The 17,989-nt window shown below is 41.7% G+C and carries 13 protein-coding genes and 1 pseudogene; 10 read left to right on the top strand and 4 right to left on the bottom strand.

The window, feature by feature from the left end; genetic code table 11:
- Positions 1 to 83 precede the first annotated feature (83 nt).
- The 6 genes from Q0L00_RS02300 (at position 84) to Q0L00_RS02325 (ending at position 11,296) form a co-directional block, all read left to right on the top strand.
- A complete protein-coding gene (locus tag Q0L00_RS02300; protein WP_297335248.1) occupies positions 84 to 2,438 on the top strand; it encodes an ABC transporter permease in 2,355 nt (784 codons plus the stop codon).
- Positions 2,439 to 2,592: 154 nt separating this feature from the next.
- The gene (locus Q0L00_RS02305; RefSeq protein WP_297335249.1) at positions 2,593 to 3,942 is read left to right on the top strand and encodes a Gfo/Idh/MocA family oxidoreductase; all 1,350 of its coding nucleotides are present in this window, start codon (positions 2,593 to 2,595) and stop codon (positions 3,940 to 3,942) included.
- A gap of 303 nt (positions 3,943 to 4,245) precedes the next feature.
- Positions 4,246 to 6,657 carry an ABC transporter permease gene (locus Q0L00_RS02310; protein ID WP_297335250.1) on the top strand — a complete coding sequence of 804 codons (2,412 nt, stop codon included), beginning with the start codon at positions 4,246 to 4,248 and terminating at the stop codon, positions 6,655 to 6,657.
- A 230-nt stretch (positions 6,658 to 6,887) separates the two neighbouring features.
- A complete protein-coding gene (locus Q0L00_RS02315) occupies positions 6,888 to 9,290 on the top strand; it encodes an FtsX-like permease family protein (protein WP_297335251.1) in 2,403 nt (800 codons plus the stop codon).
- A gap of 16 nt (positions 9,291 to 9,306) precedes the next feature.
- Complete coding sequence (locus Q0L00_RS02320) at positions 9,307 to 9,981, top strand: ABC transporter ATP-binding protein (protein ID WP_297335252.1); 675 nt, start codon at positions 9,307 to 9,309, stop codon at positions 9,979 to 9,981.
- Complete coding sequence (locus Q0L00_RS02325) at positions 9,968 to 11,296, top strand: TolC family protein (RefSeq protein ID WP_297335253.1); 1,329 nt, start codon at positions 9,968 to 9,970, stop codon at positions 11,294 to 11,296. Before Q0L00_RS02320 ends, Q0L00_RS02325 begins: the two co-directional genes overlap by 14 nt.
- A 16-nt stretch (positions 11,297 to 11,312) precedes the next feature.
- Here the strand turns inward: Q0L00_RS02325 and egtD are convergent, their stop codons facing one another.
- The 4 genes from egtD to Q0L00_RS02345 are packed head-to-tail and all read right to left on the bottom strand — an operon-like array spanning position 11,313 to position 15,190.
- On the bottom strand, positions 11,313 to 12,260 hold the full coding sequence (gene egtD, locus Q0L00_RS02330) for an L-histidine N(alpha)-methyltransferase (RefSeq protein ID WP_297335254.1): 948 nt from the start codon (positions 12,258 to 12,260) through the stop codon (positions 11,313 to 11,315).
- Between the two features lies 1 nt (position 12,261).
- The gene (gene egtB, locus Q0L00_RS02335) at positions 12,262 to 13,416 is read right to left on the bottom strand and encodes an ergothioneine biosynthesis protein EgtB (RefSeq protein WP_297335255.1); all 1,155 of its coding nucleotides are present in this window, start codon (positions 13,414 to 13,416) and stop codon (positions 12,262 to 12,264) included.
- Positions 13,403 to 14,896, bottom strand: a complete 1,494-nt coding sequence (locus Q0L00_RS02340; RefSeq protein WP_363318495.1) for a BCCT family transporter — start codon at positions 14,894 to 14,896, stop codon at positions 13,403 to 13,405. The genes egtB and Q0L00_RS02340 overlap by 14 nt, the downstream gene beginning before the upstream one ends.
- 9 nt (positions 14,897 to 14,905) lie before the next feature.
- On the bottom strand, positions 14,906 to 15,190 hold the full coding sequence (locus tag Q0L00_RS02345) for a DUF427 domain-containing protein (RefSeq protein WP_297335256.1): 285 nt from the start codon (positions 15,188 to 15,190) through the stop codon (positions 14,906 to 14,908).
- Positions 15,191 to 15,377: 187 nt separating this feature from the next.
- Between Q0L00_RS02345 and Q0L00_RS02350 the strand changes: the two genes are divergently transcribed.
- The 4 genes and pseudogenes from Q0L00_RS02350 (at position 15,378) to arsB (ending at position 17,988) form a co-directional block, all read left to right on the top strand.
- Entirely contained in the window at positions 15,378 to 15,710 is a 333-nt protein-coding gene (locus tag Q0L00_RS02350; protein ID WP_297335257.1) for a metalloregulator ArsR/SmtB family transcription factor, read from the top strand.
- Positions 15,711 to 15,749: 39 nt separating this feature from the next.
- On the top strand, positions 15,750 to 16,214 hold the full coding sequence (locus tag Q0L00_RS02355) for a DUF6428 family protein (protein ID WP_297335258.1): 465 nt from the start codon (positions 15,750 to 15,752) through the stop codon (positions 16,212 to 16,214).
- A gap of 115 nt (positions 16,215 to 16,329) precedes the next feature.
- A complete protein-coding gene (locus Q0L00_RS02360) occupies positions 16,330 to 16,941 on the top strand; it encodes a protein-tyrosine-phosphatase (protein WP_297335259.1) in 612 nt (203 codons plus the stop codon).
- A 1-nt stretch (position 16,942) separates the two neighbouring features.
- Positions 16,943 to 17,988 (top strand): annotated as a pseudogene (gene arsB / locus Q0L00_RS02365) (ACR3 family arsenite efflux transporter).
- Position 17,989 lies beyond the last annotated feature (1 nt).

Here is a 17,989-nt window from a genome sequence, read left to right on the forward strand (position 1 = left end):
AATTGATTGAAAATCAGTTGAAATTAGAATGCGTAAAAACTAGTTTATTCTTATGATTTAGCTTGCTTCAAACCTGAATTCTCATGTTCCAAAACTACCTAAAAATCGCCTGGAGAAATATAACCCGCAGTAAAGGGTATGCTTTTATCAATGTCATTGGCTTGGCCATTGGTTTGGCAGCATCAATTTTAATTTTCGTGTGGATTCAATTTGAGCGATCTGTAGATAGTTTTTACCAAAAATCGGATCGAATCTATGCGGTTTGGAGAAACGACCACAATCAAGGGCAAATTAACAGTTGGGATTTCACCCCGACACTTTATGCTCCGACCATGAAAGCTCAATTTCCTGAGGTCGAAGAAGTAGCTCGGGTGACCCGCTGGGACCCTCAGCTCCTTGCGGTAGGGAAAAAAAGTTTTTACCAAAAGAGTACGTTTACCGATCCCGGATTTTTTGTTCTTTTCGATTTTGAGGTTTTGGAAGGTGACCCGATTGCAGCCTTGAAAGAGCCGGGAACTATGGTGCTGACACAATCGGTAGCCGAAAAGCTATTTGGAACTGCGTCGGCTATGGGAAAGACCGTTACAGTGGAAGGTCAGCTGGATTTTGAAGTACGTGCGGTTATTGCGGATTTGCCTGAAAACACCAATTTTGATTTTTCGGTATTTCTTCCGTTCAAAACACTGGAAACCCTGGGATGGGCAGATGAATTTTGGGGAAATAATTCCTATCAAACCTTTGCCCTACTCTCCGAAGGTACTGATTTGGAAAAATTTAATCAGAAATTTAAAGATTTTACCAGCCGAAATTCGGATGCTGAGACGGTTACTGATTTTTTGTTTCCGCTATCAGATCTGCATTTGAACTCCAAATTTGAACATGGAAAGTCAGTAGGGGGGCGTATCGATTTGATTCGTATGTTTGGCGGGGTGGCTATGATCGTGTTGTTGATTGCCTGTATCAATTTTATGAACCTGAGTACGGCCCAAAGTAGTAAGCGGGCAAAGGAAGTGGGAGTTCGAAAGATTTCCGGTGCAGCCAGAGGAATGTTGATTCGACAATTCTTAACTGAATCCACCTTAATCGCCTTGGCCGCTTATCTGATCGCCTTGGTAATAGTCTCGGTATCCTTACCTTTTTTTGCTGATCTACTCGACGTTGAGCTACTCAATCCTTTTGCAGAACCTTACTTTTGGCTGCTTTCCCTGGCTTATATTTTAATTACGGGAATTTTGGCTGGAAGCTATCCGGCCTTTCTGTTGAGTTCATTTCAGCCTGCAATTGTTTTTCAATCTAAATTAAACTCCATGCGCTACTGGTTTACTTTCCGTGAGGTTTTGGTAGTTTTTCAGTTTATGGTGGTGGTTATTCTGATTTCCAGTACCTGGATCATTCGTGATCAAATGAGTCACGTTCAAAATCGAGACATTGGAATGGAAAAAGAAAATTTGATTTATCATCCGGTGACTTCTGAGATTCGGAAAAACAAGCAGGCGCTACGAAATGAATTATTGGCTTTGCCTGAAGTCAAATCTGTCAGTTATACTTTTTCACCCCTGACTGAAATTTACAGCAATACCCACTCGATGCAGTGGCAGGGCAAGGATGAGAACTACCGCCCCAATATAAATCGAATGGCCTCAGATGCGAATTTGATCGAAACGGCGGGAATGGAGTTAATCGCGGGTCGGGATATTGACGTGTATACTTTTCCCTCTGATAGTTTGGCTGCCCTGATCAATGAAAAAGCCGCAGAGGTAATGGGGTTTGAAGAGCCTATTGGACAAGTGATTGATGACGATACCAAAAAGTTTACCGTGGTGGGTGTAGTGAAAGATTTTATCATGGATTCTCCTTTTGAAGATCTGAAACCCATCATGATACAAGGTCCAGAACGAAATCTTGATTTCATCCACATTCGATTTCATCAGGGAAATACCCTTACAGCCCTTCAGGAGGTAGAGGTCCTCTTTGCGAAGTTTAATCCTGGTTTTCCCTTTGAATACCGTTTTATGGATCAAGAATTTGAGCGGAAATTTTCAAGCCATAAACAAACCGCTCAACTCACGGCCATATTCACGCTGTTGGCAATTTCGATTTCAAGTATGGGATTGTTTGGCTTGGCAGCATTTATGGCCGAGCAGCGGAGTAAGGAGCTATCGGTGAGGAAGGTTTTTGGGGCTTCGGTCACAGGATTGATTCGTTTGATTTCTTCAGAGTTTACCAAGTTAGTGCTGGTGTCTGTTGTTTTGGCAATTCCGATAACCTGGTACTCGATGAATAATTGGCTGGAGAGTTTTTCTTATCGGATTTCCATCGATTGGAAAGTTTTCTTTTGGACGGCATTGGCCGCTTTGGTCATTGCCTTTGTGACGGTAAGTTCCCAAGCCTTCAAGGCGGCTAGGGTGAACCCCACCAAGCTTTTGCGCAGCGAGTAAATTTGAAAGAGTATGGAGTTAATTTGAAATGTTCGTTGTACCTAGTTCCCGGGAAAAAGTCAGTCCAATTGACAAACGGCGTCAAAAAATCCATTTACTCTTTTAGATTTGTAATTCATCCTTATGATTCAATTTATCGAATAAACCCTAACCTATGAAAACCAAATTTCAATTCATCGATCGTCGTGACTTTTTGAAAAAGTCAGTATTGGGAGCTGCTGGAGTGACCTTGGCTCCTTCACTTTTGGCTCAAGCCAAAGCTGCGGGAAAACTGCGTACTGCGCATATTGGTCTTGGAGCGATGGGTATGGAGGATTTAGCTGCGATATCCTCTCATGAACTGGTGGAGGTTGTGGCCCTTTGTGATGTGGACAGCAATGCCTTGGCTACAGCCACCTCACGCTTTCCAAATGCCAAAACTTTCTCGGATTATCGAGTTTTATTGGAAGAATTAGCCGATGAAATCGATGCGGTGGTTGTTTCCACACCTGACCATACCCATGCCCCAGCTTCTCTGATGGCCATGGAAAAAAACAAGCCAGTTTATTGCCAAAAACCACTTACACACCATGTGACTGAGGCGAGGGAAATGAAAAAAATGGCCGAAGAAAAAAAACTGGTGACCCAAATGGGAATTCAGGTCCATTCCTTTTACGATTATAAATTGGCAACTTTGCTAATTCAGGATGGAATCATCGGAAAAGTCCATACTGTTCGGGCATGGTCACCCAAAAACTGGGGATACGACGGTCCCAAACCCAAAGGGAAGGATCCGATTCCAGAGAACTTGGATTGGAATCTGTGGTTGGGTACAGCCAAAAAGCGAAAATACAAAGAGGGTGTTTATCATCCAGGAAATTGGCGGAAATTACTCGATTACGGTTGTGGAACACTTGGCGATATGGGCGTCCATATTTTTGATACCCCTTACAATGCACTACAGTTAGACGTTCCACGCACCATTGTCAACAATTGTCGAAAGCCGAATGGATTTGGTTTTCCGGAGAATAACGTGGTAACTTATGAATTCCCTGCAACGCCTTACACTGCCGAAACACTCAAGTGGGTATGGTATGATGGCCCTGGAGCACCGGTTGATCATGAAGATCTGAAGTTACCCAATGGGGATGAGTTACCCGATCAAGGGGCGATGTTCTTGGGAGAAAAAGGACGCTTGCTCCTGCCACACTTTCAGCAATTGCCTCGCTTGATCGTAGATGGAAGGTATCAGGAGTTTGATGTGGCCAAATACAATCTGGGGGAACCAGTGAAAGATTATGCAGGAGAAAGCAAGAAACACTACCATCAGTTTGTAGATGCCTGTTTGGGCAAAGATAAATGCAGCGCACCTTTTGAATATTCTGCTCGCCTGACAGAGACCATTTTGTTAGGAGTGATTGCAGGTCGGTTCCCAAATCAAACCCTTCATTGGGATAGTGAAAAGGCCGAATTTGCCGAAAGAAAGGCCAATAAGTTTTTGGGAGGAAAATATCGAAAGTTTTAGAACGAAAAAAAGCTAAAACTTGAACCCAGGATTCATTAAGATTCAAATTCCAGTTTTTAGAAATCTCTTAGTTTGTTCGAATTCGAACAAAAATGTTCGGGATTTCGATTCGGATTAAATCAAAATATAGTCTCTGAAGTCACTTCAGGGACTTTTTTATGGCACAATACTGGGGTGAAGAAGAGCGAGCATTTAACCGGAGAAGGTGATTAGTTTCTAGACTTATCAATTCTACTCAGGTTAAACCTGATGCCTCGTTGCAGGCCTTAGACCTTTGTTTGACTTACGTAATCCTTGTTTTCTATGATCAAAAATTATTTTACCATTGCTTGGAGAAATTTAATTCGAAATAAGCTAAGGACAAGCGTGCATGTGCTAGGCCTTTCCTTGGGAATTTCAATTTGTTTTTTGATTTTCAATGTAGTTTGGCATGCCTATAGTTTCGATCTGTTTCATCCGGATCGGGAACATATTTTCCGAATCAATACACTAACAGAGTATCACACCGGGGAAAAATATCCAAACTCAGGAACTCCAGGTCCATTGGGAGAGGTCGTTGATTCAGAGGTTTCCGGAATTATCGAAAAGGGAAGGTTATACACGCTCCATCAGACTTTAGTGGTGGTGCCTGAAGGGAATAAAGTAATGGGCAGAACCGATAAAGCAACCTTTGCGGATCCGGGATTTTTTGAAATTTTTCCCAGGAAATGGTTGGCAGGTAATCCGCAAACGGCACTTGTTGAGCCCCACTCAGTGGTTATTACTCAAGGTCATTTGGAAAAATATTTTCCAGGGGTGGAAGCCATTGACGCTTTAGGAAAGGAATTGACCTGGATCGAAAAGGATACTATCCGAGCTCAGGTGAAAGGGGTAGTGGAGGATTATACAGAAAATACCGATTTGATTTTTCAAGATTTTATTTCGTATGCTACCATTCAAACAGATCAGCAAAGGGAATGGTATGGATTGCATAGTTGGGGGTCTGTTAATTCCAGTTCACAGCTTTTCATCAAGATCAACTCCTCTACCGACCCTGAAGATTTGGATCTTTCCCTCGATAAATTGGTCGAAAAAAATTATGAAAAAAATAACCTAAATAAAACCAGCTTTTCCACGGAGCCTTTAGCCGATCTTCATTTTGGACAGAACTACGACGACTCTTCAGTTTCGAAGGTTTTTCTTGAAGGGCTTAGTTACATTGGATTGATTATATTGGCGTTAGCGACACTCAATTTTGTAAATCTGGAAACCGCACAGTCCCTAGGACGAGCCAAAGAAGTCGGAATCCGAAAAACTTTAGGAGGAAGACGAGGGGAACTTGTGATGCAGTTTTTAACGGAGACCTATCTTCTCGTACTCATGGCTACTGGTGTGGGGATGATATTGGCAGAGGGTCTTCGTATAGTTTTCCTTTCCTATCTTCCTCAGGGATTTTCAATGGATTACTGGGCAATTCAAAATTTGATATTCTATGCGCTAGTTCCATTAGCCCTTGCTCTTATTGCGGGGATATATCCTTCCTTGATCCTTTCTGGCTATAATCCGCAACGTGCACTAAAGGGGGAAAAGAATTCTTCTCCCGGGTTTTCCATTGGCGTATTTTTAAGAAAAAATCTGACCGTAATTCAATTTTCTTCCTCCATAGCCTTTGTCATTCTTGTTTTAACACTCCAATACCAAATCAACTTCGTTTCCAGTCAACCGCTAGGTTTTGACAAGAGTGCCATTGTGTATGCTAGCTTGCCTTTTATGTCACCGCAAGAAAAAATGGTTCAATTGCAGGAGCGGCTCAATCAAAGTTCAACAGTCAGAGGGGCAAGTTTGAGCGGAGGTTTAGTTTCTTCTACCAGTCTTTGGACTTCAGATGCTTTTATTCCTAAAGATACTACCGAAAAAATGGTTTATGTTCAAGTAATGAACGTGGATTCGGCATTTGTTGGCGTGAATGGGATTCCACTGTTGGCTGGTAAAAGTCACTTAACCCAGGAAGATGAGATCTTGGTGAACAGGAATTTTCTGAAGGAAGCCGAACTTTCCCAACCCGAAGAAATTTTGAATCTGGAGATAGAATTTAATGGCAAGCAATGTAAGGTGGTAGGCGTTATTGAAAATTATCACTCCCGAACCCTGAGAGAAGATATCAGGCCAATGATAATGACCACTAATCCAGCCTATTTTCAGACCCTTACCGTTAAGCTCGAATCAGGTCAAAATTTAGCCTCTGCAAAATTGGAGCTGGAAGAAATTTTCAACAGCATTTATCCCTATGAAACAGCTGAGTTTAATTTTTTGGATGAGGAAATCAATCAATTTTATGAACAAGATTTAAGGATAAGAAATGTGCTTGGTGCGGCCTGTATTTTGGCGATCTTAATTTCAATAATGGGACTGTTTGCCTTATCTTCCCACACGATCGCTCAAAGAACCAAAGAAATCAGCATACGAAAAGTACTGGGAGCTTCACTTGCACAAATCCTTGGGTTGATTTCAAAAGATTATGTCATTTTAGTAGGGATTTCTTTTTTGCTGGCGATTTTTCCGGCTTATTATTTTCTCAGAGACTGGCTAAATGACTTTCAATATCGGGTCGAAATGCCTTATTTTATTTTTGTAGGTTCTGGACTGGGAGTGATGTTGATTTGTTTGGCTATAGTAGGTTTGCACGCATTTTTAGCCGCTCAAACCAACCCGGCTAAAATTCTTCAAGATGAATGATCAAGTTTAGTAGCAGCTGGAGATTCGTCCGCCACCGAACAAAATTGTACGCAAAATTAAATAGGACCTTATTTAAAGAATGGCTCTGGAGGGTATTCAGGGCCTTTTTTTATGGCATAATAGTGGAATTATAAGCCTTGAGTAGTTAGAAGTAATGAAGGATTAAACGAATGCGTCAAGCCATTTCTTTCAATTTTAACAGGCTGCTTATATGCTAACATCTTTGAGCCATGTGGAAAAATTATTTTAAAATCTCGTTTCGAAATCTCCAAAAGCGGAAGCTTTATGCGGGAATCAATCTGCTTGGGCTGACGATAGCTTTGGTCAGCTTTATTTCGATTTCACTATACATCTTCCATGAATGGAGTTATGATCGGATGTATTCGGATGCCGAGAGAATCTACAAAATCAATCAGGAGTTTGTTTCAGCTGGAGAAAGACAGCTAGTAGGGACCTCTCCTTCCATGCTTCCGGTCGTACTCAGGGATGAGTTTACAGAGGTAGAAAAAGCCACGCTGATTTTCGATTTAGGAATATTTTCCACCGTGATGGTGGACGCAGGAATGGGTAATCAGGAGGAGTCTAAATTTGCTTACACCGATGAATACTTCTTTGATGTCTTTGATTTGAAAGTTTTGGCAGGGCAAAAATCTAAGATTCTTCAACATCCTTTTGAAATAATTTTAACCCAAAGTACCGCCCAGAGGCTATTTGGGACTGTAGAAAATGCGGTGGGCAAATCCTTGAAAGTGGATGATAGATCGTTTAAGGTATTGGCAGTAATGGAAGACTTTCCCCAAAATAGCCATCTGGACTTCGATTTTTTAGCTTCATTTCAGACACACCGCCATGGAAAAGACCCCCAATGGTCTCCAAGCAATTACTACAATTACGTGAAACTAAAGGAGGGGGCGAATGTGGCGGATTTTGAGCGGAACCTTGCAGAAATGGTGGATCGTAATTTAGGAAGCGATCAAAAGGAATATGGGTTTGAGACTGATTTTTACACTCAACCTGTAACGGCTATCCATACTGGAGACCCCAGTCTTTCTCCGATTAAACCGGGCGTGAATCTAAAATACCTCTACATTTTTGGTATTGTAGCACTTCTACTCCTTGGGATCGGAATAATTAACTATGTCAATTTAGCTACCGCAGAAGCCACCGAGCGAAATAAAGAAGTGGGTCTAAGGAAGGTTCTAGGAGCTAGCCAGACTCAGCTTTTCGGTCAGTTTGTTTCTGAATCTATGATTTTGACTTTGTTCGCTTTGATGATTAGTATTTTGGTCGTGTATCTTTTGGGTCCAATTCTTTCGAATTGGATTCAGGTTCCCTTACAATTAGGTTTATTGGGAACCCCTTTGGGTTTTTGTTTTTTAGCAAGTGTTTTAGTCTTTGTTGGTTTTTTTTCAGGAACTTATCCTTCCCTGATATTATCTGGGATGAAACCTATAAGTGCCTTAGATAATAAGGTGAAATTGGGCGGAGGGGCTTGGGTTAGAAAATCCCTTGTCGTCTTTCAATTTTTTGTATCAATGGGCTTATTGATTGCAACTTTTGTGGTCAAAAGTCAATTGGATTTCATGCGCGAAGTCAGTTTGGGATATGAGAAGGAACGGCTTATTTCTTTGAGTTACCCTTATCAAGCCCGAGAAAAAATTCCTTTGATCAAAGAAGAGATGAAACGATCTGGGGCAGCAGTATCCATTGCTCAGGCGGCCGATATGCCGATTCATATCAAAGCAGGATATAAAATTTTTCCAGGTGGAGACAATCCGAGAGAATTTATGATCACTGGGTATGCGGTAGATTTGGATTTGATTTCTACCTTGAACATAAACTTTCTGGCTGGAGGAAATTTCTCTCAAGCCGATCTTAGTCGGGACCAACTCAAAGATGGATCAGAGGAGTTTCCCATTTTACTGAATGAATCTGCGGTAAAAGAAATGGGATGGAGCCCTGAGGAGGCGATTGGTAAAAGAGTCAATTTAAGTGACATGAGGAATGCGGTAATCAAAGGTGTGGTGGAGGATTTTTATTTTAATTCCCTACATCAAAAAGTTAGTCCTTTGGTTATTTTCAATAGCCCTAGTGAAGCTAATGTCTTGTTAATCAGAATTCCCGAAGGTGACCCGTCTTCCCATTTGGCACGTTTGGAACAGGTATGGAACCTGCAGGTGCCCGATAGACCTTTCAATCCCCAATTTGTGGATCAGGCTTATGCAAATCTATATTCTTCAGAGCAGAAATCCAGCTTCATCTTTTCGCTTTTCGCGGGGATAGCCGTATTTATTGCTTGCATTGGTCTTTTTGGATTGGTGTCTTATGTTGCCTTGAGAAGAACTCAGGAAATTAGTATTCGAAAAGTTCTTGGTGCAACTGCGTGGGATGTTCTTGGGGTCTTGGCTCTTGATTTTGTTAAACTTCTGGCTGTTTCCTCCCTATTAGCCGTTGGGTTTGGGATTTGGTTTTCCCAAAACTGGTTGGAGGATTTTGCCAATCAAACACAGGTTGGATGGGGACCTTATTTACTTTCTATGGTGACGGTTTTGGCTTTGGCTCTGACTACTATTGGATATCGAACCTGGAAAGTCTACCGCGTCAATCCATCCAAAACATTAAAATCAGAATAAACCTTTTCTAAAAATAATGATCGAACTTCAGCATATTGACAAATACATCGAATCCCGATTTCAACGGATTTTTTTACTTAAGGGAATTAATTTGACCATTTCCCAAGGAGAATTTATCACACTTATGGGTCCATCGGGTGCCGGAAAATCCACCTTACTGAATATTCTTGGCTTGTTGGACGAGGATTTTGAAGGAGAATATCGCTTTGGGGACAAAGACATCCGTAAGATGAAACAGCGTGAACTATCCAATCTGCATAAAAGTGAGTTTGGTTACATTTTTCAGGCCTATCATTTGATTGATGAACTGACCGTCTATGAAAATATCGAAACTCCGCTTTTGTACCGGAATGTGAGTTCTTCAGAGCGGAAAAGTATCATTGCGGACTTGCTGGATCGATTTAAAATGGTCGCAAAGAAAGATCTTTTTCCTGCCCAGTTGAGTGGGGGGCAGCAGCAATTGGTCGGAATAGCCCGAGCAATTGCCGGGAAACCTAGCTTGCTGTTGGCAGATGAGCCTACGGGAAACCTGCATTCGGCACAGGCCAAAGAGATTATGGAAATTTTTCAAGAGCTTCATCGAGAAGGAACAACCATTATTCAAGCTACCCACGCGAGAGAAAATGCCGAATATGGTACTAGACTTATTCAATTAATTGACGGAAGAATAGAAAGTGATGAGAAGATTTAATTGCGCAGTTATTGCTCTTTTCCTTTTTGTAGGGAAGCTTCAAGCTCAGGACACCTTGTCTTTGAATTTTGATCAGGCGGTTGAATATGCTTTAAAAGCAAATTTGGATTTTCAGATTTTGAATAACAATCAGGAAGTGCTGGAGCATGAGCGAAAAGCTGCCCTCTTCGCACGTTTTCCCTCTGCGAATATCAATTCCAATTTTGCCCGACAAAATGGACAGCAATTTCAGCAGGTAGAAGGTGAAATCGTTGTGACCAATGTGACCAATGAAATTATTTCCGGCGGATTGAGCATGAATGTACCTGTATTCAATTCAGGAAGAAGAATTCTGGAGACACAGGCAGCAAAATTGGCACTACAGGCTGGAGAGAATGGATTGAAACGAGCCAGACAACAGGTGGTTTTTGATGTTGCTCAGCGTTATTTACAAGTTCTCTTGGATCAAGAATTGGTCAGAATAGCCACTGAAAATTTAGAAAACCAAAAGCAACAACTCCTGCAAATCGAGGGATTTGTCGATGCGGGAATACGGACCATTTCCGACCTCTATAATCAGCAGTCGGAAGTGGCTCGGCTGGAATCGGTATTGGTAGATGCGAAAGTCACCCTGGAGAACGATCGTTGGGCGTTCACAGAATACCTTCAGCTGGAGACGGGGACGATTCCTGAGTTGGAATCTGTGGCATTTGGGGATTCAGATGGATTTATTTTCGCAGAAGAAAGTTTCTCAGAATTAGTAGGGATGGCTGTAGAAAATCGGGTTGACCTCGATCAGCAAGCACTTTTGGTTCAAGCTGCTAAGAAATCCATTCAGGCATCCAAGGCGATGTATTATCCTCGGTTGAATGCGTACTTTAATTACAACACTTTCTTTACTTCCTTAGATGACAGAAGTCCCAGTGAACAACTCTTACAGATCTATCCCCAAAATACCATTGGGATTAGTCTTTCGATCCCAATTTTCAATAATTGGCAGACCAAACTCTCGGTTGTTCGAGCCCGCGTAACTTATCAAAATGAAAGTTTGCGAGAAGAGGCGTTGGACCGGCGGGTTTTCCAAGACGTTAAATTGGCTCACCAAAATTACCAAGCTGCACTTGAAAAGTATAGAAATGCAGCGGTTCAAGTCCACGCCGCTGAGGAAGCTTACCTAGCTGTGAATGAGCGATTTCGTCTTGGATTGTCTACCTTTGTGGATTTGGCTACTGCCAACCAGCAGCGGGTTTCGGCAAAGTCAGATCAGGCCCAAGCGGTATATTCGCTTTACTTTCAAGAAACCTTGATGCGCTTTGCCTTGGGAATAATGGAGTAAAAGGAAGAAGGAACGATTAATTCTGTGTGACTTTCATCAGAACCCAAGCGAATTGCTTTTCTGAATCGGTTACGATCGTGTCCATTTGATATCCAGATTCCACGGCTAGGTTTTCCAGCATGGGTAGATCGTATTTTTGGGAAATTTCAGTTTGGATCACTTCATCTTTTTCAAAGGAAATCTGTTCTCCATGGATGGTTACGGTTTGCTTTTCAAGACTAATTAAAAAGCTCTCAGAGGCTCCGGTAATGGGATGGTAAGTGGCATAATGGTCAAAAGACTTTAGCTCAAAGTTTCCATCAAGTTCCCGATTGATTCTTTTTAACAAATTCAGGTTGAATCGTTTGGTGATTCCACCTGGGTCATCATAGGCACCTCGGATGATGCGGGGGTGTTTTTTGAGGTCTACACCGAGCAAAAAATAATCCCCCATTTGTAAATGTTCCCCTACGAATTTTAAGAATTCGATTGCTTTTTCTTTTCTGAAATTGCCAATGTTACTTCCAGCGAAGAGGACAACTCGAGTATGGGTTCTGTCTTTAATCTCGGGTAGCGTTTGGAAGAAATCTCCGGGTAAAGGCTTGACCAATATACCTGGAATTTCTTGCTCAAAAAGTTGCTTATTCACTTTTAAAATACTTTCAGAAATGTCCAACGGCCAATAGGTCAGCTCACTGGTTTTAGCTTGGAGCTTTTTAACGAAATGAACCATTTTTCGACCATCTCCAGCCCCTAGTTCGATTAGATCCACAGGCTTATCTCGGAATAATTCGGCAATAGCCAGTGATTGAGTCTGAATGATGTTGAGTTCCGCCCGGGGTAGGTAATAACTGGGCATATCCATGATTTCCTGAAAAATTTTAGAGCCTTCTTCATCATAGAAATATTTTGAGGATAGGGTTTTTGGGTTCTGATGAAGTCCAGAGAGAACTTCGTTTAGGAAAGTCTGTGTCGTTGAAATCATTTTATTTGGCTAATCGGATTCCTGAAAATATCCATCGTGCTGCAGGATGGAAAAAATTACGATAAGTGGGGCGGGAATGGCCCTTTGCGGTGGCGACTGAAGCACCACGAAGCACCTGTTGATTGACCATAAATTTGCCATTGTATTCCCCCAGGGCACCAGGGGCTTTGGAAAATCTTGGATAGGGCAGATAAGCGCTTCCCGTCCACTCCCAAAGCTTCCCCCAATCGAATTTTTCCGAAGCTACTTCCCATTCAAATTCGCTGGGCAATCTACACCCTTTCCAAGCAGCAAAAGCCTGAGCTTCATAGTAGCTGATATGCTGTACAGGTAGATTTGGGTTTATTTTTTGAAGGCCGGAGAGGGTATAATGTTGCCATTCTCCTTGGATCAAATGCCAATAAAGTGGTGCTCTGATCGTTTCATTTCGAATAAAACTTAGTCCTTCATCCAGCCAATAATCAAAATTTTCGTACCCACCAGCTTGAATAAATTCCAAATATTCTCCATTGGTTACCAGTTGGTCGGAAATTTCAAAGGCTTCTAAAAAAACGCGATGACGTCCATGTTCATTGTCATACGAAAATCCCGAACCCTCAAAACCTACTGAGTACAATCCCTCAGGTATTTTTAAAAAACCACCTATTGAGGATTCGTTAGTTTGAAAGGCATCCCCATATATTGGAAAAGTGGGTTGGTATCCCAAAATGTATTTGAGGTCATAAATTAGTAATTCTTGATGCTGCTGTTCGTGGTTGATTCCCAATTCCAGTCGTTGGAGTATAGCTGGATTTTTAATGTCTTGGTCAAGCATTTTTTCAATAGCCTGACTGACGTAACGGCGATACTTCATGACTTCTCTCACCGGAGGCCTACTCATTAATCCGCGGTTAGGCCGAAGAACTCGTTTGCCAGCATGATTGTAATAGCTATTGAAAAGGAACGCAAAATCCTGGTGATAAATTTGATAGCCTTCAACAAAGGGAACAAGGATAAATTGCTCAAAAAACCAGGTGGTATGACCTAAGTGCCATTTGGGAGGCGAGACATCAGGGATAGGTTGAGGAATGAAATCCTCAGTTTCTAACGGCTCGCAGATCTCTTCGGTATGCTTTCTGGTGAGCTGAAATTGGTGGAGCAAATCAGCTGTTGTCATGAGAAGTTGAATTTAAGTTTTTAAATAAAAAGAAAAGAAGTGGTAAGAAAACCACTGCAAAAGGTAAAGAACTTAATATAAGAATAGTACTGATAGAAAGGAGCAATTGTTCGCTTCCATTCCATAAAACTAAGGCAGTCAGGACGAAAAATGCTATTCCCCAAAAGAAGCGAAATCGTTTTTTAGGTTCTCTTTTGCCTGAATCAAGGTACATGCTGAGGACAAATATGGCCGAGTCAATGGAGGTAATTAGAAAAGTAGCCAAGAAAAAAGAACTAAGAAACTGGGTTATTTTTGAAAAGGGCAATGCTCCAAAAAACATAAAAATGGAACGGTACACCGACTCCAAATCTTTTGCTGTGAGCGATTGATTTGCGATTAAGTCAAAGGCATGATTTCCAAAAATGGAAAACCAAAGAAAGGTGCCCACTGAAGGAATGAAGAGCGTGCCTAAAAGTACCTCCCGAATACTCCTACCTTGTGAAATTCGAGCTATAAAAATCCCGGTAAAAGGTGCCCAAGCCAGCCAAAATGCCCAATAAAAAACGGTCCAATTTTTCAGAAAGTCATTTGAAACAGACCATTGACCTAGGTTTAGACTCATGGGTAACCATTCGAGTAAATAATACCCAAGGCTTTGAGAAAATATTCTCAGTGTATCCAAGATCGGGCCTTGAATCCATGCAAAAGCTAAAAGGAGAATCCCACCGGCTATGTTGAGATTAGATAGTCTTTTAATTCCCTGTTTGATACCAAGCAAGGCCGAGAATGTAGCGGCAATACAAAGGAAAGCAAGCGGAATAAAAGCCCATTTGGCATCCCAAGTGGGACCAGCCCAAAATTGACCTGAGGCCAACAGTTGACGGCTTCCAAGACCAATTGAAGCCAAGGCACCAAAAAATGTGGTAACGATTATGAGAAAATTGATAACATCCCCTCCCCATTTATTTTTGAAGGAATAGCCAAGGAGAAGTTCAGAAAATAAGAAGCTTTTTTTTCCGCGATAATAAAACCAACCGACGAGTATTGCAGTCAATCCATAAAATGCCCAAGGAGTCAAACCCCAATGGAAGAAAGTGTACTCCAAGGCGAAAACCTCAGCAGAATGCCCGGAGACCCTTGGAGGATTATGAAGAAAAAAGACGGGTTCTTGAACTGCTCTGAGGAGTAAACCTGAACCCATTCCAGTGCTGTAAAGCATGGCGATCCAAGACCACAATCCATACTGGGGTTTGCCTTCACCAAGCTTCTTTTTACTGATAGGATGAATTGATAGAATAATTCCGATTACTACAGCTAAGAATCCCAATATCAAGTAGAGTGGACCAAAAATATCCATCAAATTAGATGTGCTCTCATTGATAAATTGAAAAAAACCAGGTCCCGCCCAACTAAAGGTGATGGCAACAACGAACAAAAACAAAACTACCCATGTAGCTAATCTTGGGGGTGGGGTACTTAAAATTTTTTGAAAATCCAATGGATCGTATTAGGATTGACTGACAGATACACCTTTCCAAAAGGCAATGTAATTTTTAATTTGCGCTGCAGCTGGTTTTGGGGAAGGGTAATACCAAGCTGCATCGGGGTTGACCTTGCCGTCTACCTGGATTTCATAGTAAGATGCCTCACCTTTCCAGGGACAGCTGGTTTGGGTATCCGATTTTTTAAAAAATTCGCGTTTGATCGAATCAGGGGGAAAATAATGATTGCCTTCGATGATGATGGTTTGTTCACTTTCGGCTAAGATTTGATTATTCCAGGTAGCTTTCATAAAGAATAAATAAGGATCAAGAAAAGAAAGAAGGAAAGGTTAAACGATCCGTGGAGATACAAGGTAAAAAAATCCTTTGGTAAATGGAACCTGTCTTTGGTTTTCAGACTGAATTAAAAAAAATGGGATCAGAGTTGGTTTTAAAAATTTTATCATCGTAATATTGCAATAAATATTTAGAAAGAAAATGGGAGTGACCCAAACACATCTTTTTACCGCCGAGCAAAATCAACTCGCCCTTATGGCAAAGGCAATTGCACATCCGGCAAGAATTGCCATTCTGCAGCATTTGGTCAAAACCCAATCCTGTGTCAATGGAGATTTGGTTTTGGAAATAGGTCTTGCCCAGGCGACCATCAGTCAGCACCTACGTGAGCTCAAAGATGCTGGGATTATTCAAGGGAGCATAGAAGGAACCCGCGTCAATTATTGCATCAATCCTGAAAATTGGAATGCTTTGAAATCCCTCTTTCAGGATTTCTTTGAAAGTTATCAGGCTTGCTGTGGGAATAACTGCTAAAAAAATTTGTATTCAATCATCGTAATAAAGCAATAAATCATGAGACTTTCCGAAGCAAAACAAATTCTGAATCAATCCGAAACGATCGCTTTCGAGCTACCCAATGGAGAATTGGTTCCCAGCCATTTTCACGTGACCGAAGTTGGCTTGATCAATAAGCACTTTATCGACTGTGGGGGGACTGTTCGTGAAGAACAAAAAGTCAATTTTCAACTTTGGAACGCTGACGATTACGATCACCGATTGCATCCCGAAAAATTGATAAAAATCATTGAGCTTTCCGAGCGAATAGTAGGAATTCCCGATTTGGAAATCGAAGTGGAATATCAAGGGGATACCATCGGCAAATATGGTTTGGATCACAATGGAGCCAACTTCCAGTTGACGACCAAAATGACCGATTGTTTGGCAAAAGACAACTGTGGGATTCCTGCTGAGAAGCCCAAAGTGAGACTTTCCCAATTGCAGGCTTCTAGCTGTGCACCGGGTTCGGGTTGTTGTTAATGTTTTTTACTCCATACCTGGGACTTGAAATCGAGCATGATTAATTAGTCACCCATTGCGATGACTGTCAACCCTGCGAGATTCCCTGTGACCATTGAAAAACAATTATATACTGATGAAACTATTTCCCCAACTGTCTGAGACGGTCCACCAAGCACTTGAACTGCCAATTGCGCAAGATCGAAAACTGCTTTTAAGCGTTTTGATTACCTATATCCAAGAGAAAATCAATCAAGGAGAACAGGTGAATTTGAATTTTATCTGTACACATAATTCTCGGCGCAGCCAATTTTCGCAGATCTGGGCTCAGACCGCAGCAGATTATTTTGGTATTCCCTCCAACTGCTATTCAGGTGGCGTGGAGGTCACCGCTTTTAATGTGCGAGCGGTGGAGTCCATAAAGCGAGCCGGATTTGAAGTGGTTCAATCAGATGAAACTGACAATCCGCACTTTCAGATTTTTTATTCCGAGAACAGCAAACCCATTTTGGCTTTTTCTAAAACCTATGATGATCCGGCAAACGAGGCGAAAAAATTTGCTGCTGTCATGACCTGTGATCATGCCGATGAAAACTGCCCTTATATCCCCGGGACAGAGCAGCGAATTCCCCTTCGTTATGAAGATCCAAAGGCGTTTGATGGGACAGAGGTAGAAGCTGACAAATACGATGAACGATCCTTACAGATTGCCTCTGAGTTGTTTTACGTTTTTTCTAAGATCCAATAAAATGAGCGAGTCTAAACGGTTGAGCTTTTTGGATTCCTACCTGACGGTATGGATTTTTATGGCTATGGGAGTAGGAGTTGGGTTGGGTTACTGGTTTCCGAGTACAGCTTTGGCCATCGAGTCTTTGAGCAGTGGAAGTACCAATATCCCCATAGCAATAGGTTTGATTGCGATGATGTATCCGCCATTGGCAAAAGTTGATTATCGTTTACTTCCGAAGGTGTTTCGAAACATTAAGATTCTGAGTATTTCTTTGGTTCTTAATTGGATTATTGGCCCTGTTCTGATGTTCGCCTTGGCTTTGATTTTTCTCCAGGATTATCCGGAATATATGGTTGGTTTGATCTTAATTGGATTGGCTCGCTGTATTGCCATGGTGTTGGTTTGGAATGATCTAGCGGATGGAAGCCGGGAGTATGGGGCGGGTTTGGTTGCCTTGAATAGCATCTTTCAAGTATTCTTCTATAGTTTTTATGCATGGATTTTCATCACGGTATTGCCTCCCTATTTTGGATTTAAAGGAGCAATAGTTGCTATTTCCATCGGCACAATTGCAGAGAGTGTTGCAATTTATTTGGGGATTCCTTTTTTGATGGGATTGCTTAGTCGCTTGATCCTGGTCAATATCAAAGGAGAGAAATGGTATACCCATTATTTTATTCAACCATTGCACCGATTACGTTGATAGCCTTACTTTTTACTATTCTGGTGATGTTTTCACTGAAAGGGGAATTGATCGTTGAGATTCCGGGCGATGTGTTGAGAATAGTCGTTCCCTTATTGATTTATTTTGCGCTGATGTTTTTGATTGGGTTTTTCCTGAGTAAATTATTCGGTGCAGCATATGATAAAAACGCAGCCATCGCATTTACCGCGGTTGGGAATAATTTTGAATTGGCCATAGCAGTTGCCATAGCCGTATTTGGTCTGAATTCAGGACAAGCTTTTGCAGGCGTAGTAGGTCCCCTTGTTGAGGTGCCAGCTTTGATTTTACTAGTCAAAGTTTCCTTTTGGCTAAGAGATAAGTATTATCCCATGGTAAATTAAA

Source organism: Algoriphagus sp. (assembly GCF_024305035.1).
GTDB lineage: Bacteria > Bacteroidota > Bacteroidia > Cytophagales > Cyclobacteriaceae > Algoriphagus.